Raw genomic sequence first — 22,292 nt, 5'->3', positions numbered from 1 at the left:
AGGAATCGGGGCACCGGATTGGGGCCTGCGCCAGTGTACCGCAGCCGGCCCGGCCGCCCGGATTGTGCGAGAGGCCTCCTGGATGTCTGCAAGTTCAGTCAGTTTAAACAAGCTGTAACAAATCATTCATAGGATACGCATCGGCCTGAACGCCGCGCGGTTGTCCCCACGAGCGCGCTGCATGGCAGCGCGCATGGCGCGCCGCCTAATCCTTCACATAACGAAACGGGAAAGAAGAATGCTCGACAAACCGGACGCATCCCGCCGCAAGGCGCTTAAATTCCTGGCTGGCGCCCCCATGCTGCCGCTGGGCCTTGGCGCTACCGCCTTTCTGGTCGGTTGCGGTGGCGATGGCGACGCAGTAGCCGCAACGGCTCCGGCGCCGACGCCCGTCACGCCTGCCGGCGCTACGTTTACGACCGCCGAATTCACCGGCATGGCCGCGCCCGCGCTGACGAACGCGGCCGCGATGGCTACCACCACGGTGGGTTCCAGCCTGAAGGTATCGTTCAGCGACGGCAGCAGCCAAACCTACAAGCTGGCCTACCAGCCCTTCTTCATCACCGGCGACATGGTCCCGGATGGCAAGGGCGGCAGCATCCTCGCCGGCGGCTACTTCGACATCAACAACCAGCCGATCATCGACAAATCGGTGGCCGGCAAGGAACGCCAGTTCTACTCCGATTCGCCCGACGGCACCTCGCTGCTCAAGATCGACGGCGCCAAGGTGGCCGGCGTGAAGGGCAACACGGTCTTCGCCGTGGTCCAGTTCGAGTACACCACGCGTGACCAGGCCGGCGCGAGCGCCTACGGCCGCCTGCCGTCCCCGATCGGCGTGCTGACGCTGGACCAGGACCCCGCCACCGGCAAGCTGACGCTGGTCAAGTACCACAACGTCGATACTTCGTCGGTCAATGGCCTGTGGATTACCTGCGGCGCCAGCCTGTCGCCGTGGAACACCCACCTGTCGAGCGAGGAGTACGAGCCGGACGCCTTCACGGCCAGCACCAACGCGCAGTTCCTGGCGTTCAGCAAGAACCTGCTCGGCACCGCAAGCGTCGTGGCCAACCCGTACTTCTATGGCCACATGCCTGAAGTCACGGTCAATGCCGACGGCACCGCCAGCATCAAGAAGCACTTCTGCATGGGCCGCATCTCGCACGAGCTGGTGCATGTGATGCCGGACAACCGCACGGTGCTGATGGGCGACGACGCCACCAACAGCGGCCTGTTCATGTTCGTGGCCGACAAGGAGAAGGACCTGTCCGCCGGCACGCTGTACGTGGCCAAGGTGGGCGCGGGCTTCTCCATCGACCCGGCCGCCCCCGGTGCCGACCTGACGTGGGTCAACCTGGGACACGCCACCAGCGCCGAAGTCGAGGCCATGGCCAAGTCCAACCTGCCCACCGACATCATGGACGTGCGCACGGTCGACCCCTCGGACCCCACTTTCACCAAGATCTTCGTTGGCGGCACCGCCAACTGGATCAAGGTCAACCCGGGCAAGGAGAAGGCCGCGGCCTTCCTGGAAACCCATCGCTACGCCTACCTCAAGGGCGGCAGCATGGGCTTCACCAAGATGGAAGGCACCACCGTCAATATCAAGGACAAGGTGGCCTACTCCGCGCTGCAGAACATGATCGACTCGATGGTCGTCAACAACGCCAAGGGCTGGAACGCACAGAGCAACATCACGATCCCCGCGCCGCTCAACGCCGGCGGCGTGATGCAGCACAATCTTGCCGGCGGCCAGAAGGATCTGGGCGGCGCCGCCATCAATAGCGAATGGGTGCCGGTGCATACCAAGGCGCTGATCGTGGGCAAGGACATCAGCGCGGACGCACTCGGCAACACCGCCGATCCGGACCAGATCGCCAACCCGGACAACCTCAAGTTCTCGGAAAAGCTGCGCACCCTGTTCATCGGCGAGGACAGCGGCCAGCACGTCAACAACTTCCTGTGGGCCTACAACGTAGACACCAAGAGGCTGTCGCGCGTGCTCTCGACCCCGGCTGGCGCGGAATCCACCGGCCTGCATGCGGTGGACGAGCTCAACGGCTGGACCTACATCATGAACAACTTCCAGCACGCGGGCGACTGGAGCGGCCTGCACGCCAAGGTCCAGGCTACGCTGGATCCGCTGGTGCGCGCCAACTACAAGGACCGCTTTGGCGCCGCCGTCGGGTACCTGACGGCCGATACCACGAGCGTCAAGACCACTAAGGCGTAAGCGCGGGACAGCTGTTACCCCGGCGCTTTGTTGGGCCCCCGATGACTTTGTCATCGGGGGCCCTTTTTTTTCATTCGCGCGGGAGCTGGCTAGCGCGGGCGGGGCAACTCCAGTTGCAGGGCGACGAATTGCGCGGTGGCGTGGCCGTAGCGGTCCTGGATTCCGGCCAAGGCAGCATCCAGCGCCGCCGCCGGCAAACCAGCGTATGGCGGCAAGTCATGGCGGCTGGTTGTTGGCTTGTCGTCCGCGCGCGTGGTGATGGTGTCAGCCTCAAGCCAGAGTCCGTGGCGCGAGCGCAGCGTTGCCGCCGTGCCAAGTGTCAGCGCCGCGGAGCGATAGGTCCGTGACCAGGCATCTGCCTGCAGCGCCAGCGCGATCTCGTCAAAGCCCGCTGCCACGGCGATACCGATGGCCTCGTGCCGCCACCAGGCGAGGCGGTTCGAGAGCGCGATGCCGATGCTCGCGGCGCCTAGCTTGAAGGGGGCCGAATCGTGACGTGGGCTCCACTCCGTCACGCCGAGGCGCGCTGCGGTTGCCGCCGCCACTTGTTGGCCGGCAATCGCTTCGACCAACGCTAGCGACAGCGGCAGCGAGGCAGTCACGCCGCTCGAGGTGACAACGTTGCCATCGGCCAGATAGCGCCTGTTGCCCACCCAGTGGGTGGCTGGAAATTTTGCGGCGACACGGCTCATCGCATACCAATGTGTCGTGGCCGAGCGGCCATCGAGCAGTCCGGCGCTCGCGACCACGCGCGCGCCTTCGCAGACCGCCACGATGATCGCTCCCCGTCCTGCCTGCGCGCGCAGCCACGCTAGCGTGGCCGGCGTGTCCTCATGATGCATCGCCGGCACGATCACGATATCGGCGCCTTCAGGAAAGGCGGCGTCGAAGGCCGCCACTGTCAGGTCGGCCCGCACGCGCAGGGCCGGCATCAAGGTGACGGTGCCGGGGCCGGTCGATACTGCATGCACGTCAGCCACGCCTGCCTCTCGCAGCACGCCAAACGGAATCACGAAATCGGTGACTTCGGTGCCGGCGTTGTCGGCCAGTATGGCTACCAGCGGTCGCGCGTGGCCGGCCTTCGGCGCGGGCAGCGTGAGCGTCGCCGGCACGCCGGTAGACGCCGCGGATGCGGCGTGGCGTGCTTCTTCGGGTTCAGTCGAAGCGGGGTTTTGCGCGGCGGGCTTGAGGCAGCCGCACAGCGAGCAAGTGCACAGCGCGAGCGCGGCAAGGCGGGTCATGATGGCGTACTGCATGGTGTCCTCGGTTGGTGCGTTTCGTACCAGATGCACATGGATCGAATTTACCCTCCGCCGGGACTGGCAAAAAGGACAGAATTACCGCATTCTTTGCCATGGCTTATCTACAGCAAACAACACGAAAGGTGGTAGTGCTCGGCTTCGAGGGCGTGCAGTCGCTCGACGTCGTGGGGCCGATGGAGGTCTTCGCGGTGGCGAACTTGCATAGCCCCGCGGGCCGCCGCAAGCCCTATGAGGTCAGGCTCGCCACGCAAGCCGGTGGCGAGCTTGGGACACATGCCGGCCTGCGCCTGGCCGGCGCGGTTGCGCTTGCCGACTTGCCGGAGCGCATCGACACGCTGGTGGTCGGTGGCGGCAGCGAGGAGAGCCTGCGCCGCGCCGCCACAGACCCGGACCTGCTAGCCTGGTTGCAGGCGCGCGCCCGGCGTACGCGTCGAATCGCCAGCGTTTGCACGGGGGCGTTTGTTCTAGCCGCGGCCGGCTTGCTCGACGGGCGCCGTGCCACCACGCACTGGAACGCTTGTGGCTTGCTGAAGACATTGCGCCCCGCGATTCAGGTGGAGCCGGACGCGATCTTCGTCGCCGATCCCCCCTTCTATACATCGGCCGGCGTTTCCACCGGCATTGACCTGTGCCTCTCGCTGGTCGAGGCCGATTGCGGTCCCGAGGTGGCGCTGGCGGTCGCGCGCGAGCTGGTGCTGTTCCTGCGGCGCCCCGGCGGGCAGTCGCAGTTCAGTACCGGCCTGCGCCTGCAGTGCAGTGCCACGCCCAGGTTGCGCGCATTGCTGGCCGCCATTATCGACGACCCAAGGGGCGACCTGAGAGGGCCGGTGCTGGCCGCCCGCGCAGGCATGAGCGAGCGCACCTTCGCGCGTGCATTCGCCAGGGAGACCGGCGAGCCGCCTGCCCGCTTCGTCGAGTGCGCGCGCGTGGAGCGTGCCAAAGCCCTGCTGGAGGGCTCGGATTGGCGGCTGGAGCGTATCGCCGAGCGCGCGGGCTTTGGTAGTGTGGACGCTTTGCATCGTGCCTTTCTCAAGCGCATCGGCGTCACCCCAGGCGAATACCGGGAACGTTTCGGGCCACCGGCGCGGATTGGCTGAGGCAACATGGGCGCGGGACCGGTCATGCCTGCTACGCTTGCGGTATTGAGCGGTCGCCGGGCCAACGCGCCACCGCGGCCCAGACCCATGCCCAGACCCACAGCCCAACAGGAGCAAAAAGATGCCGAACCAAGACGGCCAACACGACGCGCGCCGCATGGCGCCGGCCACCGACCGCAACCGCGACGCCATCCTGGCCGTGCTGCGGCGGGTCTTGCCGCAGAGCGGCCTGGTGCTGGAAATCGCCAGTGGCACCGGTCAGCACGCCGCATATTTCTCCGCCGCGCTGGCGGGGCTGACCTGGCAGCCGAGCGACCCCGACGCTGCGGCGCGCGAGTCGATCGCGGGCTGGGCCGAGCATGCCGGGCTGGCCAATGTGCTCGCGCCGCTGGTGCTGGACGTGCGCCAGCAGCCCTGGGGCATCGAGGCGGCGCAGGCGGTGGTCTGCATCAACATGATCCACATCGCGCCATGGTCTGCGGCCGAGGCGCTGTTCGCCGGGGCCGGGCGTTTGCTGCCAGCCGGCGGCGTGCTCTACCTGTATGGCCCGTATCGGCGCAACGGCGAACATACCGCGCCGAGCAATGCCGCCTTTGATGCGCAGTTGCGCAGCGCGAACGCCGATTGGGGCGTGCGCAATATGGAAGATGTGGCGGCGCTGGGCGAGGCCGAGGGCTTTCGCATGGACGAGCCAATCCCGATGCCGGCCAATAATTTCAGCCTGGTATTCCGAAAATAGGAACTTCATCGCCGAACGCAAGCGGATTGGGCCGCGTGCAATGCGTGGCCGAAATTCGACAAAGCGCGATTGAGGGCTGGCGCGGAGTGGGGCTAAGTCTTCGCCGCATTGTCTTTGCGCATGCAGCGTTAAGCGTTGGCTTAAGACGCGGCGAACGTCCTGGCGGGCAATGCGTGGAATGTGGAAATGCGGAAAATGTGGGAAATGACAGGCGAAGCCGGGCGGCGCTAATCGGGAAATGCCGATCGGCCAGGGCGTCTTGAATAACCGGGGATATTGTCTGGATCTGTCTGGCTGGCCCTGCAGAGCGCCAGCCAGTTCGCACAAAAGTGGTGCGCGGCGGGGACCGGAGCACGGCGCGGATTACCGCGCGCATGTCCGGGCCGCCTGCCGCGCTGGCCCTTGCGCGATTTACTTCGCGGCGACAGGCGCTTCTGCCTCGACCTTGACGGCCACGGCCTTCTTCGGTGCTGCCGGCTTGCGGGCTGCCTTCACGACGGCCTTCTTCGGTGCTGCTGCCTTCGGAGCAGCTGCCTTCGGGGCTGCGGCCTTCGGTGCTGCTGCCTTGGGAGCTGCTGCCTTCTTGGCGGCGGCCGGCTTTGCGGCCTTCTTTGCCACGGCAGCCTTCACCACCGGCTTCTTCGCAGCCGGCTTGGCCTTGGCCTTTTGTGCAGCCAGCTTTTCCTTGGCGGCTTGCTTCTCAGCCAGCACGGCCTTCTTGGCGGCTTCAGCTGCGACCTTGATTTCGCGCTTAGCAGTTTCGATCGCCTTCTTTGCATCAGCGCGCAGCTTCAGCAGGCCCTTCTTTGCAGCGGCCAGTTCGCGAGCCAGCACGCTGGCCTTCTTCGCGGGAACTGCTGCCTTCTTGGCGGCTGCCGGCTTGGTCTTTGCTGCTGCGCTGGTTGCGACTTTCTTTGCTACGGCCATTTGTATTTACCCGTTAGTTGTGGAGCGCGGAGTATAACCGGTCGCGCGACATTGCTCGCGCGGCGTGAATTAACTGCGCAAATTTCTGGTATGAATGCGTGCGCGGATACAACATGTTTTGCACGGCGACGGCATCGCCATTGGATGCGAATAGGGGGTACGTATTGCGTTTAACGCGTATTGACCTGGACTTTGATGCCGTCGGCCAGCACGGTAATGGCGCCCGGCTCGACGTCTTTGCCGGCAACGTGCAATTCTTCCGGCTTGAACGTGTAGAGCGGGTAATCGCGCAGCAGTTGCTGCGCCACGACGGCGCCGATGGCGTTCAGTTGCTCGCCATATTGCGCCGGCATGCCGGCAACCTGGACGCGTTCGACGGAAGGATTGTCGAGCAGCACGGCGCGTTTGGCCGGGTCGTACCTGAGCCCGCTGCTCAGCGAAAGCGTGCCGTTGATCGGTGGCGCGGGCAGCAAGGTGTTGCTGACCTGTGCATCCATCTGCGTGGTCACGCGGTTGTTGGCTTCGTCGAGCAGCAGGCGCGGATGCGTCAGCTGGACGTCGAGCACCTGGGCGTAGCGCAGCCTTGCCGGGAAACGTTTGTCGACGGCGTCCTGCAATTCCTGGCGGGAGAATGTGTAGTCGCCGGTCCAGACGTTATAGCCGGCCCAGGCGCTGGCGGCGACCAGCATGGCAAGCGCGCCGGCGGCGGCTTTGCGTGTTGTCAGGGATTTGCGGGGCCGGGTGCGGCGTTGCGTCGTCGGCATGCTGCGGTGCCTCCAGGTTGGCGTCTTGCGCGTTATCCCTTCTGACCGCGCCTGCGCCGGCTTTGTTCAATTGTCCAGTCTGGCCGCCGGCCATGCGCACTATCAATAGTGCGGCGGGAGTTCGTGCTGGGGGCCGTTTTCGCCGCCGCCCGTGCCGCTGGAGCGCATTTGCTGGTAAAGCGCCTGGAGCTGTTCCTGCAGCAGGTCGATCTGCCGCTGCTGGCGTGCCACGGCGAGATTGAGCGTGTCGAGCAGGTCGTCCTGGAAGGCGACCTTGATTTCTAGTTCGGTCAGGCGGGATTCCATTTTGTGTTCTCCATTGGGCCGCGCATTGTAAGGCAGGTGCGGCGCGGCCTTTACTGCATAGTCAGCCTGGCCAGCCGGCCTAGCGTGGCGAGCGCGGCGTCGGTCCGGTCGTCGAAGTCGTGGCCGCAGTTGATGCGCAAGCAATGCCGGAAGCCGCCATGCGCGGAAAAAATCGGGCCGGGCGCGATGCTGATGCCATGCGAGAGCGCATAGCGGTGCAGTGCAAGGCTGTCGGTGCCGGCCGGCATCTCGATCCACAGGAAGTAACCGCCGGCCGGCCGCGTGGCCCGCGTGCCCGGCGGGAAGTGCCGCGCGATGGCCTGCGCGAAGGCGTCCTGCCGCTGCATCAGCGCCTGGCGCAACTGCCGCAGGTGCCGGTCGTAGCCGCCCTTCTCCAGGTAGTGAAGGATAGCGGCTTGCGTTGGCGCCGCCACTGTCAGCGTGCTGGTGAGCTTGGCGCGCGCCACTTCGCGCGCGAAGCGTCCGGGCGCGGCCCAGCCGATCCGGTAGCCCGGCGCCAGGCATTTGGAGAAGGACCCGCAGTGCATCACCAGCCCCTGCGTGTCGAACGCCTTGGCCGGGGTGGGGCGCTTGTTGCCGAAGTACAGCTCGCCGTAGACGTCGTCCTCGATCAGCGGCACTTCGAAGCGCGCCAGCAACCGCACCAGTTCGCGCTTCTTGTCGTCGGGCATCAGGCTGCCCAGCGGGTTCTGGAAATTGGTCATCAGCCAGCACGCGCTCGGGCGGTGGCGTTCCAGCGCGCGGGCGAGGGCGTCGAGCTCGATGCCTTCGCGCGGATGCGTGGGCACCTCGATGGCGCGCAGCCCGTGGCGCTCCAGCGCCTGCAGCGCGCCGTAGAAGGTGGGCGACTCGATGATGACCGCGTCACCCGGGCGCGTGACGGCCGCCAGGCACAGGTTCAGCGCCTCCAGCGCGCCGTTGGTGATGACGATCTCGTCGGTGTGCACGGTAAGCCCGTCGATCAGGTAGCGCAGGGCAATCTGGCGGCGCAGGCCGGCGTTGCCCGGCGTCATGTCGTCCACCGAACTCCAAGGGTCCAGTTGCTGGACGACTGCCGCCATGGACTTGGCGAGGCGCGGTAGCGGAAACAGCAGCGGACTGGGAAACGCGGAGCCGAGTGGCACCAGCTCCCGCTGCTTGGCCGACGCCAGCACGTCGAAGACCAGTTCGCTGACATTCAGCGTGGTGGATTCGTCCGCCGGTTGCGACGCGGCCTCGGGCTCGGGCGGCAGCACGCGGCTGGTGCTGGCCACGAAGTAGCCCGAGCGCTGGCGCGCGATGATCAGCCCGCGCGCTTCCAGCAGGTAGTAAGCCTGGAACACCGTGGAGGGGCTGAGCCCGCGGCTGGCGCTGGCCTGGCGCACGGAGGGCAGGCGGTCGCCGGGCCGCAGCGTGCCGGCCTGGATCGAGTGCGCGATATCGTCGGCCAGCGTTTCGTAGAGCGTGCCGGGCGTGGCTTCCCCGTCTTTTAGCTGGGGGGTGTCTGGCTTGCTGGGCGGCATTGGCGATCCACTGTTTGGCGTATGTCCGATTTCCGGCAACTGTATCGTATCGGCGCGATGCACGACACAGCGCATGGGGATATTCCAATGTGGCAGATTTGCTGCGGCAACATGTCACGCCGGAATCCCTCTGATCCGGTTGTATCGATCCGATCTGATCCTGTTCGGGCCGGCCTTGTCTCCTTAGCATTCAGTGCTGTCCTTAAGAGGCTGTTTCAAAATGAAGCGAAGCGGTTCTGGCTAGGCGCGCGGCCGCAGGCAGTACAAGCGGTACGGCAAGGCCGCGCAACGACGCCAGAATCGTTTTGAAATGGCCTCTAAGCCGCGGCCGCCACGGCGCCGTCATGGGAAGTGCAAGGAAATCCATGGATCCCACGAGTCTGTTGTTAGCTACCTTCCTGCTGTCGGTTGGTGGCCTGTTTGCTTTCATCTGGTCGTTGCGCAAGGGTTTGTTCGATCTCGAAGCCGCCGGTGCGCGCACCATCTTTGCGCCCGGCGAGGTCGGCCAGCCCGAGGAGCCGTCGAGCGATGCGGCGCAGCGCCAGGCGCTCTGGGTGGGCGCCGCGTCCAGCCGGGAGGCGCCTGCCGCGACCGCCGCCGCGCGCGCCGATCTCGAGGCGGAGCTGGCGGCGCGGCATGAGGCCGATCGCTCCAGCGCCCTGCCGGCCCTGCTGATGCTGAGTTGTGCCGTGGTCTGGCTGGTGGTGGCGTCCGCCGCCGGCCTGCTTAGTTCGCTCAAGCTGCATATGCCCGACCTGCTGACCGGGCAGGCGTGGCTTTCCTTCGGCCGCTTGCGCACGCTGCACCTGAACGCGGTGGCGTACGGCTGGGCGCCGATGGGGCTGCTCGGGCTGACGCTGTGGATGCTGCCCCGCCTGCTGCGCACGCCGCTGCTGGGCGGGCGCTTTGCCATGATCGGCGCGCTGGTCTGGAATGCGGGGCTGGTGGCGGGGCTCGGCAGCATTGCCGTGGGCATCAACGCCGGCCTGGAGTGGCTGGAGATTCCCTGGCAGGTGGGCCTGCTGTTCGCGCTGGGCGGGATGATGATCGGCCTGCCGCTGGCGTTCATGCTGCAAAAGCGCCGTGTGCATCATCTGTACGTGTCGGTCTGGTACATCGGCGCGGCCCTGTTCTGGTTCCCGGTGCTGTACGTGGTGGCCAAGATCCCGGGCGTGCATTTCGGCGTGGAGCAGGCCACCATGAACTGGTGGTTCGGGCACAACGTGCTGGGCCTGTTCTATACGCCGCTGTCGCTCGCCTCGGTCTATTACTTCCTGCCCAAGGTGATCGGGCGGCCGGTGCGCTCGTATAACCTGTCGCTGCTGGGCTTCTGGACGCTGGCGTTCTTCTATGGCCAGGTCGGCGCGCACCACCTGATCGGCGGCCCGATTCCGCCGTGGCTGATCACGCTGTCGATCGTGCAGAGCGTGATGATGATCATCCCGGTGACCGCGTTCTCGGTGAACCAGCACCTGACGCTCAAGGGCAATTTTGGCGCGCTGCGCCACTCGGCCACGCTGCGCTTCATCGTGTTCGGCGCCATCATGTACACGCTGGCGTCGGTGCAGGGCTCGTTCGAGGCGCTGCGCTCGCTCAACGCGGTGACGCACTTCACGCATTTCACGGTGGCGCACGCGCACCTGGGCATGTACGGCTTCGTGTCGATGGTGATCTTCGGCGGCATCTACTTCGCGCTGCCGCGCATCGTCGACGCGCCGTGGCCCCGGCCCGCGCTGATCTCGCTGCATTTCTGGCTGGTGGTGGCGGGCTTCTCCACCTACCTCATCACGCTGAGCATCGGCGGCGTGCTGCAGGGCCTGGCGCTGCTGGACCCGGCACGTCCCTTCATGGAATCGGTGACGGTCACGCTGCCTTGGCTGCAGGGGCGCTCGCTGGGCGGCGCGCTGATGACGCTCGGCCATCTGGTCTTTGCCTTTCACTTTGCTTTGATGGTCTTGCGTCCTTCGGCGCTGGCGCAGACCGATCGCATGGTTTCCCAAGCGGCTGCCTGAACATGGAAAACGAACTCAAACTTGTGGGCGGGGCCATGGTCACGCTCTCGCTCGCCACCTCGGCCATGATCGTGGTGCCCTTCCTGCAGCTCAAGGATGTGCCCGCGCCGGCGGCGCTCGCTCCCTACACCAGCGAGCAGCTGCGCGGGCGCGAGGTCTATCTCGCCAACGGCTGCATCGCCTGCCATACGCAGCAGCCCAGCTCCACCGGCGCGGGCCGCGCCGACGGCGCGCGTGGCTGGGGCCGCCCGTCCGTGGCGGCGGACTACCACTATGACAGCCCGCCTTTGCTTGGCACCATGCGCACCGGCCCCGACCTGTTCAATATCGGCGTGCGCCAGCCGAGCGCCGACTGGCACCTGGGCCATCTCTACCAGCCGCGCGCCTACGTGGCGGACAGCATCATGCCGGGCTATCCGTTCCTGTTCGAGCTCAAGCCGGAAGGCGCCGTTGGCAAGAGCGACAAGGTGGTCGCGCTGCCCGGCGGCACGGTGCCGCCGGGCAAGGTGGTGGTGGCCACGCCCCAGGCGCTGGACCTGGTCGCCTACCTGATTGGCCTGCGCCACACCTACCCGGTGGTGGAGCAGGCCGCAGCGGCGGGCGCAACCAGCCAGCCGCCGCAGCGCGCCACGCTGGCATCCGTTTCGAGCGCGCCGTCCAACCCGTTCGGTGCGATCGCTTCTTCTCAATCCACCTCCAGCCCGCCGGCGCCACGCGCGCCCGGTGCGCAAGCCAGCCACGATGACCCGCTCGCAAGCCCATAAGACAGAGAACGCCGATCCCGTTGAGCAGCACAACCCGGTGCCCAAGATCGTGCTGGCGCTGGTGTGCGGCCTGCTGGTCTGGGCCATCAGCTACATCCTGATCGAGCGCGCCGACGGCAGCGCCGCGCTGGGCGACCGGCGCGACCTGGCCGCGCTGGCAGCGCCGGCCGGGCAGGGCCGCGTCGCCGACGGCAAGCTATTGTTCGCCGCCAATTGCCAGGCTTGCCACCAGGCCAGCGGGCAAGGCATTCCCGCCGTGTTCCCGCCGCTGGCAGGCTCCCCCTGGGTCAACGACGATCCGGACCGCCTCGCGCAGATCCTGCTGCATGGCATGACCGGCCCGCTGGAGGTGCTCGGCACCACCTACAACGGCGCCATGCCGGCCTTTGGCGAGCAGTTTTCCGACCAGGAGATCGCGGCGCTGGCCACGCATATCCGCAGCCAGTGGGGCAATGGCGCTGCGCCGGTCGAGGCCGCGCAGATCGCGGCGGCGCGCGCGGCTTCCGTCGCGCAAAAGGCGCCCTGGCACGGCGGCGACGCGCTGCAGGCATTCATGGCCACGGGAGGTGTCCCCAAGCCATGACGCGTGCGTGGAGCAAGACGCTGGCGATGGTTGCGCTCGTGCTGGTGTTGGCCGGTGCGGCGGTGTTCGCCACGACGCGCGGCTTGCGCACGGTCAGCGCCGATGGCGCCCGGCGCCTGGACCTGGCGCGCGCCCCGCGCGTGCTGCCGGCGCTGGCCTTGTTCGACCAGGCGGGCCGGCAGCTCGCTTTTGGCGGCCCCATGCCGCAGGGCGAGGGCGCTGGCAAGCGCGACAGGCCCGTCACGCTGGTGACTTTCGTCTATACCCGATGCCTGGCAATCTGCCGCACCAGCGCGTCGGGGCAGGCCTGGCTGCAGCAGCAATTGCGCGAGCGCGGCCTGCAGGACCGCGTGCGCCTGCTGACGCTCTCCTTCGACCCGGCACGCGATACGCCTGCCGTGCTGCGGGCCTATGCACGCACGCTGCGCGCCGATCCTGCCATCTGGACCTTCGCCACGGTGGCCGAGCCCGCGCGCTTGCGCGGCCTGCTCGACGCCTTCGGCATCGTCGTGCTGCCCGATGGGCTGGGCGGCTACTCGCATAATGCCGCGCTGTTCCTGGTCAACGCGCAAGGCCGGCTGGCTGCCGCCTATGACGTGGAGCGGCCGGACCTGGCGCTGGCCGACGTGCTGCGCAGCCGGCTGTGAAGGTGCTGCTTGCACCTGGCTGGCAAGCCTGCTTGCCCGGCTTGATGCTGGCCGTGGCCGCGTTGTTGCGCCCATGGCTGGAGGCGACCATGGCCAGGCATATGGGCCTGGAACTGCCGCTGCTGGCACTTGCCGGCTGGTGGGCGGCGCGCTGTGCCGGGCCGCGGCTGGCGGCCTGGCTGGCGCCATGGAACGCGGCGGGGCTGCCGGGCCTGCTGGCAGCGTGGTGCATCGTCAGCTACTGGATGCTGCCGGTGGCGCTGGACGAAGCCACGCTGGCGAGCCCCATGGGCATGGCCAAGGTGGCGAGCATGGTGCTGGCGGGGCTGCTGGCGCGCGCCTCGTGGCAGGCCGCCGGCCCCGTGGTGCAGGGCTTTTTTGTCATCAACGGCGCCTGGATGATGCTGAGCGCCGGGTTGCTGTACCAGGAGGCGGAGTCGCAACTGTGCAGCACCTACCTGGTCGACGAGCAACTGGCGGCGGGCCGGGTGCTGGTGCTGTGGGGGCTGGCCTTGCTGGCGATGTGGCTGTTTGCCGTGGCTAGCCGGCTAGCGGTGGATCGCGAGCCGCTCACCTAGGCCTGCAAGACCGCCCGCGGACCGGACAGCATTGCCATGCGAATTGACGTGGTGTAACGTTATGCGGTCCTCCGGGACCCGGGCGCTTGTTTGTTTCTCCGCCCCAGCCTACTTGCGGATTCCCATGCATCACGCTGTGCACAACGCTTTTGCCGCCATCGCGACCCGTCCGGGCGCGGCGCGGCCGTGCGCCGCCTTTGTACCGTTCGTACCGCTCGCACCACCTGTCACTTCTGCGCCGCGCACGCGGGCCGGCCTTGCGCCGCCGCCCCCAGCCGTGCTGGGCTGATCGTCAGCCCGTCTTTTTTCGGCTTCTTCCTTCTTCGGCTGGTTCCCGCCTGACGCCAGGGCGCGTTCGCGTCCGCGCGGCGTCAGTGTGCCGGGGCGCGCCGGAGTTTTACGGATTACCGTGACAGGTGAAACCCATGGATTCGAACAAACACGCACTGAGCGCGCATGGCTCGACCACGCTCTTCGTGCTGCTATGGAGCAGCGGCGCCATCTTTGCGCGCCTCGGGCTTGAATACGCTTCTGCCTTTGCCTTGCTGGCCGCGCGCTTTGCGCTGGCGCTGGCCGTGCTGCTGGTGCTCGCGGCCTGGCGGCGGCGCTGGTTGCCGCAGCCAGGCACGCGCGTGCAGGTGGTCTGCTCCGGGCTGCTGCTGACCGGCGCGTATTCGATCTTTTACCTGCTGGCGCTGGCGCGCGGCATGACGCCGGGCGTGCTGGCCACGCTGCTGGGCGTGCAGCCGATCCTGACCTTGCTGCTGGTGGAGCGGCGCTTTTCCTCGCGCCGGCTGGCAGGCCTGGCGGTGGCGTTGGGTGGGCTGGTGCTGGTGGTCTACCAGGGGATAGCGGTGGCGCGGATCTCGCTGCCGGGCATGGGCTTTGCGCTCTGCGCGCTGGCGTGCATGACGATCGGCGCCATCCTGCAAAAGCGCATCCGGCAAGCACCGCTCGACGTGATGCCCTTGCAATACGGCGCGGGCCTGGCGCTGTGCCTGTTGTTCGTGCCGTTCCAGCCGATGGCGGTGGTGCCCTCGGCGGGCTTCGCGCTGTCGCTTGGTTGGCTCGCGCTGGTGATTTCGGTGGGCGCCACGTTGCTGCTCTACCGGCTGATCCAGGCGGGCAACCTGGTCAACGTCACCAGCCTGTTCTACCTGGTGCCGGCCGTGACCGCGCTGATGGATTACCTCTTCCTGGGCAATCGCCTTGCCGCGCTGAGCTTGGCAGGCATGGTGGCGATCGTGCTTGGGTTGGTGCTGGTGTTCAGCCAGAAGGCGGACAGCCCGGGGTAGCCCGGTCGCCTGATAGCCAAGCCGGCCCCGGTCGCTACGCGCCGAAGAGGCGCGCCGCGGCCGGGGCCGGCTTGCATCGGCGTGCAGCGTATCAGGCGTGTGCGAGCAGCTTTTCCGTGCGCCGCGCCGGCAGCGCAAGCGTTGGCACGGCTTGCAGCAAGGGCGCGGCAACGGTGCCCACCTCGAAACGCGCGGGCGCTTCCTTGGCCAGGCGGCGCAGCCGCTCCAGCCGGGCTTCCACGCGCGCGTCGGGCTGCGTGTCGAGGCACAGGGTAGACGGGCACGCCACGCCAAGCATATCCAGCGCTTGCTTGAAGTTGGCGGGCGTCAGGCCCTCGGCCGGATTCACACTGACCACGTGCGGCAGCAGGTGCGCGTATTGCGGGTCTTGCATCGATGCCGTGTCGCAGGTCAGGATGGCAAAGGCCTGCGGTGCCGGGCGGTGCGCAAAATAGGCCGCGATACGGGCTGCGTGGCCGCCGGGTATGTCGGGGGTCATGCCTTCGACCTGCAGGTCGAGCTGCTGCAGGATGGCGGCGGGCACGCCGCGGCGCCATGCCTCGGATACCACCACGCGCGCACCGGCCAGGCCGAACAGGCGCCGCACGAATCCGAGCGCGACGGGATCGAAGAAGCGGACGTCGCGCAAGGTGCCGGTATCGGGGATTCCGCCCAGCCGAGCCTCGGAGCGGCTCGAATAGAGGACACCGGGGACGTCAAGCATGATGAGGCGTTCGGACATGATTTCCTATTGGGTTGCAGCGCCGGTTGGCACGTTTGAAGATTACGACGCATCCGGGGAAATCTGGAGAGGCGAGAAGTGCTTAAGTTGCAACATATTTGTAACTTGAGATGCGACTTCGTAAAAATCAGCGATTCGCCCGGGCTAGTTGTTTCGGCGCGAAACAATTAGCCCGGGCGATTCCGGTTTTCATCAACCCGACAAGCGGCGCCAGCGCGGCTCTACAGCATACCGGTGACGGCTGCCAGCCGCTCGATGCTCCAGCCTTTGCCCAGCAGGATCATGCGCGTGTGCAGGTCGTCATGCACTTCGCGGCTGACTTCCTGCCCGAGATAGGTCAGCGTCTTGTAGCGCAGGTCCACATAACCCAGCACATGGTCCTTCGACAGCGAGTGCCACAAGGCATTGGCGCCGGCGGACTGCCGCGCGCCCGTTATCAGGCACAGGCCGGCGTCCAGGCCCCAGCGGTAGATCGCAGTGGCCAGCCCGCGGCGCTGGTAGGTCGTCTCGTACTTGGAGTGCGGCGCGCGCAGGTAGAGGTCGGCGCGCCGCCCCACCTCGATCAAGCGGTTGAAGACCGTGTAGCCCGCCAGGCGCTTGCGCGCCACGTCCTCCACATAGACGTAGTACTCGCCATCCGCCTCGCGGTAGCGGATCACCAGCTCCGGCGCGTCGGTGGCGATTGCCGGGATGCCGTGGAGGCGGTCGCCCGGCCGGTGCAGGCGGCCGTAGATGGAACCGAACTCCTGGTCGAGCTCGGCGGGGCGGTGGCTGACATCGATGCGCAGCTCTAGCCTGCGCGCAAACCACGGAAGCGCCATGGCCGGCGCCATGATGGACATGTCGTTCTTTCTCCTGGAGGCGCGGCGGTTAGACCGGCATGTGCTGGAAGCCCCGTGCCAGGGCAAACACCACGACCATGAAGAAGGCCAGGACCAGCAAGACTTTGTAGAACATTGCTTATCTCCCAAGTGAAGGGTGAGAATGATGAGAACGCGAGAACGGTGAAGGAACAAGGGCAAGGCGTGCGGTGGCATATCAGCACATGGCAGGTTCCTCCCACCACCCGCTCACCAGGCCTTCGGGCTTGCGCACCGCCAGCACCTTCGCGCAAGCCGGCCACGCATCGACCCTGACATCCAGGCCGGCGTACACGCCATAGCCAATGCCCGCGCGGATCTCGTCGCCCGCCTGCAAGCCTTCGCCCGCCTTGATGGCGCATTCGGCAACGATGGCCTCGAGCGCCTTGATGCCCCAGCCGGCCTCCAGATGCATGCCGCAGCGAATGGAAGCGCCGCACTCGATGCCGTGGCCGGCGCGCACGGTGTGGCGCGCATCGATGACACCGCCGGCGCGGATGCTCTTGCCGCAGTGAATGGCCGCTTGCCCGATCAGGTCCTGCCCGGCCACCGCGCTGCCGGCGAGCGCGATCTTGCCGCCGCACAGCACATCCCAGCCGGCCTTGAGGTTGCCGCCGCCGGTGATCGCGTCCTGCACGTCGATGCCCCATGCGGCCTTGATATCGCCGCCCGCTTCGAGCACGCCGCCACTATGGATGCCGCCGGCCGCCGCGAGACTGTCACCGGCCACGATGGCCCGGCCCGCGCGTATGCCGCCGCCGGCCTGGATGCTGCCCCCGGCGCGCAGCGTGGTCCCGACGTCGATGCAGCCGCGCACCACCAGCGAGCCGGCAAAGACCACGGCATCGGCGTCGATGCTGTCCACGGCGAGTACGGCATCGGTGGGGCCGAACTGTGTGAGCAGCCAGCAGGCGTCGTCAACGCGGCCGTCATCGACGAGGGCGTCGAGCAGGTGCTGGTAGTCGCTGCCGCCCTGGCGATTGCGGACGAACCAGCGGTAGCCATCGGCGCAGGGGCGCTTGGCTTTGACAAAATTCTTGGTGAGCTCCATGGCGATGAAGGCGTGCGAAGTGAATGCCGCGAACGCGCCGCGGCAGGAAAAAGGCGTGCAGGGCCATGACGGGGCGACGGCTAAGCCGTGGCCCCGTGCTCAATCAGAGATTGATGAGAAAGTAGACGACGGCGACGGTGCCGATCGCACAGAGGGTCTTGTGATAGATCGAAGACGAAGACATGGCTTTTCTCCCAGGTTGCACATTGGACAAGGGGCGCGATGCGCGCCCTCAGGCAAAGTGCCGTGCGGGGAAAGTCAGGACCTGGCTGGTGTGTCCTGGTTTCCCCGCACGGCCTGGAAAAGCACGGCGGCGAAACCATAGGTGTTGACCGCGGCCGTTGTGGCGCGGAGCGAGCGCACGCCGCCCTTGGCCGCGCACGCACGCGTTGCCACCGCATGCATGGCATGGCGGCGGACTGCGTTGCGGTGCGAGGCGAGGAGCATGGGGTCTCGAATGAAAGGTGGAAAATCCTGGCAAGCGTGCTGCCGTTTTTTAATGCTGCCGTTTTTTAAGGCAGCACATACCCTTATGCCATATCGGGCAGGGATTGTCCAGCCAGCCCCCTCGCGGGCGGACGCGAGGGGGGGCATCCTGGCCGGGCACCTCGGCTAGAATCGTGTGTCTTCACGAGAGGGGGCGCCACATGCTCGAAGCCATCGGCCTGGGCAAATCGTATGGCACGCGGGCGGTGGTGAAGGACGTTGCCTTCACCGTCGCTGGCGGCGAGATCACGGGCCTGCTGGGGCCCAACGGGGCCGGCAAGAGCACCACGGTAGCGATGCTGTGCGGCCTGGTGGCCCCCGATGCCGGGCGCGTCCTTATCGGTGGCAGCGCGCTGCAGGATGCCGACGCGCGCGCGGTGGGCCTGCTCAAGCGCCGCATCGGGCTGGTGCCCCAGGAGCTGTCGCTCTACGAGGAACTGCCGGCGCGCGCCAACCTGGAATTGTTCGGCGCGCTCTATGGCTTGTCGGGTGCCTTGCTGCGTGAGCGCACGGCCCAGGCACTTGCGCTGGTGGGTTTGTGCGCGCGCGCGCGGGACAAGCCTGCGCATTTCAGCGGCGGCATGAAGCGCCGCCTGAACATTGCCTGCGCGCTGGTCCACGATCCCGACATCCTGATCTTCGACGAACCCACCACCGGGGTCGACCCGCAAAGCCGCAACGCCATCTTCGACAGCCTCGAAGCGCTGCGCGAGCGCGGCAAGGCGCTGCTCTACACCACGCACTACATGGAAGAGGCCGAGCGCCTGTGCGACCGCATCGTGATCATGGACCACGGGCAGGTGGTGGCCAGCGGTACGCTGGCCGGGCTCTACGGCCGGTTGCCGGTGGCCGAGACGCTGCAGGTCACGGTCGACGGCGTGGTCGATGCCGCGCAACTGGCGCATGACTGCGCCGCGCACCACGTTCGTCACGCGCAGCAAAGCGCAGACGTGCTGACCATTGGCGTAGACGATCTCGCGCGCGCCGTGCCCGCGGTGATGGCCTGGCTGGCTGCCCATGGCCACGCGGTGCATCACCTGGCGTCGGGCCGGGCCACGCTGGAGGATGTGTTCCTGGCCCTGACCGGGCGGCAACTGAGGGACGGAGCATGAGCGCGTTGAATGCACTGCGTGCCTTGTTCGCACTGGTTCGCGCGGACTTGCGGCTGTATTTCTCGGATCGCAGGGCGCTCGTCATGGGCGTGGCCGCGCCGATTGCCATCGCGGCGTTCTTCGGCTACCTGTTCAACCCCGCCACGCAGAAGCCATCGCGCATCCCGGTGGCGCTCAGCGACCTCGATGACAGTCCCTTGTCGCAGAAGATCGTCGCGGCGCTGCGGCAGGATCCCGCATTGCAGTTGCGCGAGCTGCCGGCCCAGGCCGCCGACGATGCGGTGCGGCAAGGCAAGGTGCAGGTGGCTGTGACCTTGCCGGGAGGCTTCGGCGAGGCGGCGCCGCGCGCGCTGTTCGGCGCGCGGCCAAAGCCGGTGCTGACGTTGCGCTACGACCCCTCGCAGGCGCTTGCGCTGGCAGTGGTGCGTGGCGTGCTGACCCAGCACGTGATGGAAAGCGTATCGCAGGCAGCCATGGGCGGCGGGCCGGATGCGGCCCGGCCGCTCGGCGCGCTGCGTGGCGCAATGGCAGCGAATCCGGATCTCCCGGCCGCGTACCGCCAGGATGTGCTGGCGATGGCCGATAGCATCGAGCGCGTGCAGCGGGCGCAGGCGGCGCGCGCCGCGAGTGGGCCGGATGCGGCAGCCATGCCCAGCATGCGGATGGGGCTGCCGTTCGAGGCGCGCGAGCAGCCGGCCAGCGCGCAGGGCGGCCGTCCCTACAACAGCTACGCGCATGCCTTCGCCGGCATGGGCGTGCAGTTCATCCTCTTCATGGGCATCGAGTTTGGCGTGGGGCTGCTGCTGATGCGCCGCCTTGGCCTGTGGCAGCGCCTGCGTGCCGCGCCGGTGTCGCGTGCTGCGCTGCTGGGCAGCCGCATCGTCAGCGGCGCGCTCACGGCCGTGATCCTGATGGCGTTGATCTTCAGCGCCGCCATTGCGTTCTTTGGTGTGCGCATCGACGGCAGCGTGGCCGGCTTTGCCGGGGTGGTGATGGCATTTGCCCTGACCACGGCCAGCTTCGGCCTGCTGGTGGCAGCGCTCGGGCGCACGCCGGCGGCCACGCGCGGGCTGGCGATCTTCGCCACCTTGCTGATGGTGATGCTGGGCGGCGCCTGGGTGCCGGCCTTCCTGTTCCCGTCCTGGCTGCAATCGGTGTCGCTGGCGTTGCCCACGCGCTGGGCCGTGGACGGGCTGGACGCGATGACCTGGCGCGGGCTGCCGCTGCAGGCCGCGCTGGCGCCGATCGGTGTGTTGCTCGCCTTTGCCGCGCTGTTCGCGCTGCTGGCGATCTGGCGTTTTGATTGGGAGGAGCCAGCGGCTAGCGCATAACAGGCGCCAACGATGGCTGCGCTGACGCGGGGGGTGCGTTTTGATGTGGGGTTTTTATGCTGCTAGCTGCTGGCGCGGCTGTACGGGGTTGGCCGTTTACGCACATGGAGGTGTTACTTTTCTTTACGAGTAAAGAGAAGTGACATCTCACACGTTCCAAAACGGCCAACACCGCACAGCCGCGCCAGCAGCTAGAAGCATGAAAATCCCGCCCACGAGAGCCCCCCGCGTCAGCGGGCTACAAGCAACACAAATCGCACACGTGCATACATACCCAACCCCGCACGGCCCGTCCGCGCTGGCATATGCACTTTACGCCGACCTACAATTCCTTCTCCAAGCACAACAGACTTTGCGAACGAATCAGCGGAACGGGACACTAGAGTCCCGTCCTCAAGGGAGATCCCATGCATCTCGAAGGTTCCTGCCATTGCGGCGCGGTCAGCTTCAGCCTGGAGTCCGGCTCGCCTTATCCGTTCATGCATTGCTACTGCTCGATCTGCCGCAAGACGGCAGGCGGCGGTGGCTATGCCATCAACCTCGGCGGTGACGCCGCCACGCTGAAGGTTCGCGGCAAAAGGCATGTCGGCATCTATCACGCGGTGATGCGGGAGCCGGGCAAGCGCGCGGGCCGCTCGCCGGCGGAGCGGCATTTCTGCCTGAAATGCGGCAGCGCGTTATGGCTCTGGGATCCGCGCTGGCCGGAGTTGGTGCATCCGCAGGCGTCCGCGATCGATACGCCGCTGCCCAAGCCGCCGGAGGTGGTGGAGGCCGCGCTGGATTTCGCCGCGCTCTGGGTTGATGTGCCCAAGGGGCGGGGCCATGTGCACTGCGGCACCTGGCCCTCCGAGTCGCTTGCCGAGTGGCACAGGCGCCGCGGCCTGCAAGGTTAGCCGCGCGCCAGCATGATCCCCGCGGTGGCGATCAGGCACAGGGCAAACGCGGCGCGCAGCCGCCGCTCCGGCATGCGGTGGGCGAGCGCCACGCCCCACGAGATGGTCAGCATGCCGCCGAGTGACAGCGGGATGCCGCTGGCCCAGTCGACATGGCCGGCATGGGCATAGGTGGCCAGCGCCACCACCGCGCCGGGCGTGACCAGCGCCAGCGCCAGGCCTTGCGCCGCCGCCTGCCGGAACCCGAACAGCCCGACCAAGGCCGGCGCCGCCACCACGCCGCCGCCTACGCTGAAAAAGCCCGAGAACGCGCCGCCGACCACGCCCAGCGCCGGAATCCAGCGCGATGACAGGCGCGCCTGCTGCGCCGTGGCGGCGCGCCCTGGCAGCAGCCGCCAGAGGAAATAGAGCGCCAGGCCGATCATGAAGCAGGCAAAGATGCGGCGCAGCAACACGGCGTCGATGGCGGTGGCGAGGCGTGCCGAGGCATAAGTCGCCAGCACCGCTGACAGCCCGAGCACGACCGCCGTGCGCAGCGCGATGTCGGCGCGCCGGCGGTATTGCCAGAAGCCGATCAGCACATTGGGCGCAATCATCACCAGCGCGGTGCCCTGCGCCAGTTGCTGGTCCATGCCATAGAGCAGGCCCAGCGCGGGAATGGCAATCAGCCCGCCGCCGATGCCGAACAGCCCGCCCACGGCGCCCAGCGCGCTGCCCAGGCCAAAGATCAACAGGGCGGACAGCAAGGACGGCAGCAGGGAATGGTCAAGCATGGAATACGGGAGGCGGCTCTAACGGCAACAGCGTGGCGATGGCGTGGCAACAACGTGCACTGCGAGGTGAGTGATAACGCCCCGGGCCGGCGTTCCGGAGGGGGCAAAAGGCGCGAAGCGCGTAATGATACGCGGCTTTGGCGACCCGCCTGCTGGCCACTTCGTTTTGTCATGAAAGCAGCGTATTTGTCAGGGTTTTCCCTCGAAACTGGGGTGTTCGAGGGGTATTTCCCACATTTGTTGGCAGTGTGAAAGGCGTTTGTAATGCAGTTCGGTTTGAATGCGCTCGGGAGATCGTTCGCCGTTGCCGGATACCG

21 protein-coding genes and 1 pseudogene are annotated in these 22,292 nt (G+C 67.1%); 12 read left to right on the top strand and 10 right to left on the bottom strand.

The window, feature by feature from the left end; genetic code table 11:
* Nucleotides 1-238: 238 nt before the first annotated feature.
* On the top strand, nt 239-2,230 hold the full coding sequence (locus tag AC1RQC_RS14170) for a PhoX family protein (protein WP_492374485.1): 1,992 nt from the start codon (nt 239-241) through the stop codon (nt 2,228-2,230).
* An 89-nt stretch (nt 2,231-2,319) separates the two neighbouring features.
* Here the strand turns inward: AC1RQC_RS14170 and AC1RQC_RS14165 are convergent, their stop codons facing one another.
* A complete protein-coding gene (locus AC1RQC_RS14165; RefSeq protein WP_492883747.1) occupies nt 2,320-3,486 on the bottom strand; it encodes a DJ-1/PfpI family protein in 1,167 nt (388 codons plus the stop codon).
* Between the two features lie 98 nt (nt 3,487-3,584).
* Here AC1RQC_RS14165 and AC1RQC_RS14160 point away from each other — a divergent pair, with 98 nt between their 5' ends.
* On the top strand, nt 3,585-4,589 hold the full coding sequence (locus AC1RQC_RS14160; protein ID WP_492883745.1) for a GlxA family transcriptional regulator: 1,005 nt from the start codon (nt 3,585-3,587) through the stop codon (nt 4,587-4,589).
* 121 nt (nt 4,590-4,710) lie between these two features.
* Nucleotides 4,711-5,328, top strand: a complete 618-nt coding sequence (locus AC1RQC_RS14155; RefSeq protein WP_309407482.1) for a DUF938 domain-containing protein — start codon at nt 4,711-4,713, stop codon at nt 5,326-5,328.
* Nucleotides 5,329-5,739: 411 nt separating this feature from the next.
* Here the strand turns inward: AC1RQC_RS14155 and AC1RQC_RS14150 are convergent, their stop codons facing one another.
* The 4 genes from AC1RQC_RS14150 to AC1RQC_RS14135 form a co-directional block, all read right to left on the bottom strand.
* Nucleotides 5,740-6,162, bottom strand: a complete 423-nt coding sequence (locus AC1RQC_RS14150; protein WP_370563575.1) for a fumarate hydratase — start codon at nt 6,160-6,162, stop codon at nt 5,740-5,742.
* Nucleotides 6,163-6,425: 263 nt separating this feature from the next.
* Nucleotides 6,426-6,944, bottom strand: coding sequence for a DUF1439 domain-containing protein (locus AC1RQC_RS14145; protein ID WP_254615466.1), 519 nt, complete (start codon nt 6,942-6,944; stop codon nt 6,426-6,428).
* 177 nt (nt 6,945-7,121) lie between these two features.
* Nucleotides 7,122-7,325 (bottom strand): SlyX family protein, encoded by a 204-nt coding sequence (locus tag AC1RQC_RS14140; protein WP_043357297.1) that lies wholly within the window; start codon nt 7,323-7,325, stop codon nt 7,122-7,124.
* A 50-nt stretch (nt 7,326-7,375) separates the two neighbouring features.
* The gene (locus AC1RQC_RS14135; RefSeq protein ID WP_193692215.1) at nt 7,376-8,848 is read right to left on the bottom strand and encodes an aminotransferase-like domain-containing protein; all 1,473 of its coding nucleotides are present in this window, start codon (nt 8,846-8,848) and stop codon (nt 7,376-7,378) included.
* A gap of 365 nt (nt 8,849-9,213) precedes the next feature.
* On the opposite strand from AC1RQC_RS14135, the gene AC1RQC_RS14130 reads away from it, so the two are divergent.
* The 6 genes and pseudogenes from AC1RQC_RS14130 to AC1RQC_RS14105 all read left to right on the top strand — a co-directional run bounded on the left by AC1RQC_RS14130 (nt 9,214) and on the right by AC1RQC_RS14105 (nt 14,727).
* Nucleotides 9,214-10,860: a cbb3-type cytochrome c oxidase subunit I gene (locus tag AC1RQC_RS14130; protein WP_150985172.1), complete on the top strand. Its 1,647-nt coding sequence runs from the start codon at nt 9,214-9,216 to the stop codon at nt 10,858-10,860.
* Nucleotides 10,861-10,862: 2 nt separating this feature from the next.
* A pseudogene (locus AC1RQC_RS14125) lies at nt 10,863-11,465 on the top strand (cbb3-type cytochrome c oxidase subunit II); the annotation flags it as partial.
* Nucleotides 11,466-11,601: 136 nt separating this feature from the next.
* The gene (locus AC1RQC_RS14120; RefSeq protein ID WP_492811016.1) at nt 11,602-12,207 is read left to right on the top strand and encodes a c-type cytochrome; all 606 of its coding nucleotides are present in this window, start codon (nt 11,602-11,604) and stop codon (nt 12,205-12,207) included.
* Nucleotides 12,204-12,854 (top strand): SCO family protein, encoded by a 651-nt coding sequence (locus tag AC1RQC_RS14115; RefSeq protein ID WP_492374490.1) that lies wholly within the window; start codon nt 12,204-12,206, stop codon nt 12,852-12,854. The genes AC1RQC_RS14120 and AC1RQC_RS14115 overlap by 4 nt, the downstream gene beginning before the upstream one ends.
* On the top strand, nt 12,851-13,432 hold the full coding sequence (locus tag AC1RQC_RS14110; RefSeq protein ID WP_492883741.1) for a hypothetical protein: 582 nt from the start codon (nt 12,851-12,853) through the stop codon (nt 13,430-13,432). The genes AC1RQC_RS14115 and AC1RQC_RS14110 overlap by 4 nt, the downstream gene beginning before the upstream one ends.
* Before the next feature lie 425 nt (nt 13,433-13,857).
* Nucleotides 13,858-14,727 carry a DMT family transporter gene (locus AC1RQC_RS14105; RefSeq protein ID WP_492374492.1) on the top strand — a complete coding sequence of 290 codons (870 nt, stop codon included), beginning with the start codon at nt 13,858-13,860 and terminating at the stop codon, nt 14,725-14,727.
* A 91-nt stretch (nt 14,728-14,818) separates the two neighbouring features.
* On the opposite strand, the gene AC1RQC_RS14100 is transcribed toward AC1RQC_RS14105, so the two are convergent.
* The 4 genes from AC1RQC_RS14100 to AC1RQC_RS14085 all read right to left on the bottom strand — a co-directional run bounded on the left by AC1RQC_RS14100 (nt 14,819) and on the right by AC1RQC_RS14085 (nt 17,827).
* Complete coding sequence (locus tag AC1RQC_RS14100; protein ID WP_492374493.1) at nt 14,819-15,469, bottom strand: HAD domain-containing protein; 651 nt, start codon at nt 15,467-15,469, stop codon at nt 14,819-14,821.
* A gap of 221 nt (nt 15,470-15,690) precedes the next feature.
* Nucleotides 15,691-16,311 carry an N-acetyltransferase gene (locus AC1RQC_RS14095; RefSeq protein ID WP_492374494.1) on the bottom strand — a complete coding sequence of 207 codons (621 nt, stop codon included), beginning with the start codon at nt 16,309-16,311 and terminating at the stop codon, nt 15,691-15,693.
* A gap of 196 nt (nt 16,312-16,507) precedes the next feature.
* The gene (locus tag AC1RQC_RS14090) at nt 16,508-17,380 is read right to left on the bottom strand and encodes a hypothetical protein (protein WP_492374495.1); all 873 of its coding nucleotides are present in this window, start codon (nt 17,378-17,380) and stop codon (nt 16,508-16,510) included.
* A gap of 258 nt (nt 17,381-17,638) precedes the next feature.
* Entirely contained in the window at nt 17,639-17,827 is a 189-nt protein-coding gene (locus AC1RQC_RS14085; RefSeq protein ID WP_492374496.1) for a hypothetical protein, read from the bottom strand.
* Nucleotides 17,828-18,027: 200 nt separating this feature from the next.
* On the opposite strand from AC1RQC_RS14085, the gene AC1RQC_RS14080 reads away from it, so the two are divergent.
* The 3 genes from AC1RQC_RS14080 to AC1RQC_RS14070 all read left to right on the top strand — a co-directional run bounded on the left by AC1RQC_RS14080 (nt 18,028) and on the right by AC1RQC_RS14070 (nt 21,202).
* On the top strand, nt 18,028-18,978 hold the full coding sequence (locus tag AC1RQC_RS14080; protein ID WP_492883739.1) for an ABC transporter ATP-binding protein: 951 nt from the start codon (nt 18,028-18,030) through the stop codon (nt 18,976-18,978).
* A complete protein-coding gene (locus AC1RQC_RS14075) occupies nt 18,975-20,309 on the top strand; it encodes an ABC transporter permease (RefSeq protein WP_492883737.1) in 1,335 nt (444 codons plus the stop codon). The genes AC1RQC_RS14080 and AC1RQC_RS14075 overlap by 4 nt, the downstream gene beginning before the upstream one ends.
* A gap of 407 nt (nt 20,310-20,716) precedes the next feature.
* Entirely contained in the window at nt 20,717-21,202 is a 486-nt protein-coding gene (locus AC1RQC_RS14070) for a GFA family protein (RefSeq protein ID WP_492883735.1), read from the top strand.
* Here AC1RQC_RS14070 and AC1RQC_RS14065 read toward each other — a convergent pair.
* Nucleotides 21,199-21,975 carry a sulfite exporter TauE/SafE family protein gene (locus AC1RQC_RS14065; protein ID WP_492374500.1) on the bottom strand — a complete coding sequence of 259 codons (777 nt, stop codon included), beginning with the start codon at nt 21,973-21,975 and terminating at the stop codon, nt 21,199-21,201. The two genes, AC1RQC_RS14070 and AC1RQC_RS14065, sit on opposite strands and share 4 nt — an antisense overlap.
* Nucleotides 21,976-22,292: the final 317 nt, after the last annotated feature.

The organism is Cupriavidus sp. GW822-FHT03E04 (assembly GCF_058801495.1).
The sequence above is the reverse complement of the archived record's forward strand: the minus strand, read 5'-3'. Positions and strand labels throughout refer to the sequence as shown.

Excerpts from the sequence above, each read along its gene's own strand:
- AC1RQC_RS14170 (WP_492374485.1), top strand. The coding sequence starts at position 239 with ATGCTCGACAAACCGGACGCATCCCGCCGCAAGGCGCTTAAATTCCTG.
- AC1RQC_RS14165 (WP_492883747.1), bottom strand. The coding sequence starts at position 3,486 with ATGCAGTACGCCATCATGACCCGCCTTGCCGCGCTCGCGCTGTGCACT.
- AC1RQC_RS14160 (WP_492883745.1), top strand. The coding sequence starts at position 3,585 with ATGGCTTATCTACAGCAAACAACACGAAAGGTGGTAGTGCTCGGCTTC.
- AC1RQC_RS14155 (WP_309407482.1), top strand. The coding sequence starts at position 4,711 with ATGCCGAACCAAGACGGCCAACACGACGCGCGCCGCATGGCGCCGGCC.
- AC1RQC_RS14145 (WP_254615466.1), bottom strand. The coding sequence starts at position 6,944 with ATGCTGGTCGCCGCCAGCGCCTGGGCCGGCTATAACGTCTGGACCGGC.
- AC1RQC_RS14140 (WP_043357297.1), bottom strand. The coding sequence starts at position 7,325 with ATGGAATCCCGCCTGACCGAACTAGAAATCAAGGTCGCCTTCCAGGAC.
- AC1RQC_RS14135 (WP_193692215.1), bottom strand. The coding sequence starts at position 8,848 with ATGCCGCCCAGCAAGCCAGACACCCCCCAGCTAAAAGACGGGGAAGCC.
- AC1RQC_RS14130 (WP_150985172.1), top strand. The coding sequence starts at position 9,214 with ATGGATCCCACGAGTCTGTTGTTAGCTACCTTCCTGCTGTCGGTTGGT.
- AC1RQC_RS14120 (WP_492811016.1), top strand. The coding sequence starts at position 11,602 with ATGACCCGCTCGCAAGCCCATAAGACAGAGAACGCCGATCCCGTTGAG.
- AC1RQC_RS14115 (WP_492374490.1), top strand. The coding sequence starts at position 12,204 with ATGACGCGTGCGTGGAGCAAGACGCTGGCGATGGTTGCGCTCGTGCTG.
- AC1RQC_RS14105 (WP_492374492.1), top strand. The coding sequence starts at position 13,858 with ATGGATTCGAACAAACACGCACTGAGCGCGCATGGCTCGACCACGCTC.
- AC1RQC_RS14100 (WP_492374493.1), bottom strand. The coding sequence starts at position 15,469 with ATGTCCGAACGCCTCATCATGCTTGACGTCCCCGGTGTCCTCTATTCG.
- AC1RQC_RS14095 (WP_492374494.1), bottom strand. The coding sequence starts at position 16,311 with ATGTCCATCATGGCGCCGGCCATGGCGCTTCCGTGGTTTGCGCGCAGG.
- AC1RQC_RS14090 (WP_492374495.1), bottom strand. The coding sequence starts at position 17,380 with ATGGAGCTCACCAAGAATTTTGTCAAAGCCAAGCGCCCCTGCGCCGAT.
- AC1RQC_RS14085 (WP_492374496.1), bottom strand. The coding sequence starts at position 17,827 with ATGCTCCTCGCCTCGCACCGCAACGCAGTCCGCCGCCATGCCATGCAT.
- AC1RQC_RS14080 (WP_492883739.1), top strand. The coding sequence starts at position 18,028 with ATGCTCGAAGCCATCGGCCTGGGCAAATCGTATGGCACGCGGGCGGTG.
- AC1RQC_RS14075 (WP_492883737.1), top strand. The coding sequence starts at position 18,975 with ATGAGCGCGTTGAATGCACTGCGTGCCTTGTTCGCACTGGTTCGCGCG.
- AC1RQC_RS14070 (WP_492883735.1), top strand. The coding sequence starts at position 20,717 with ATGCATCTCGAAGGTTCCTGCCATTGCGGCGCGGTCAGCTTCAGCCTG.
- AC1RQC_RS14065 (WP_492374500.1), bottom strand. The coding sequence starts at position 21,975 with ATGCTTGACCATTCCCTGCTGCCGTCCTTGCTGTCCGCCCTGTTGATC.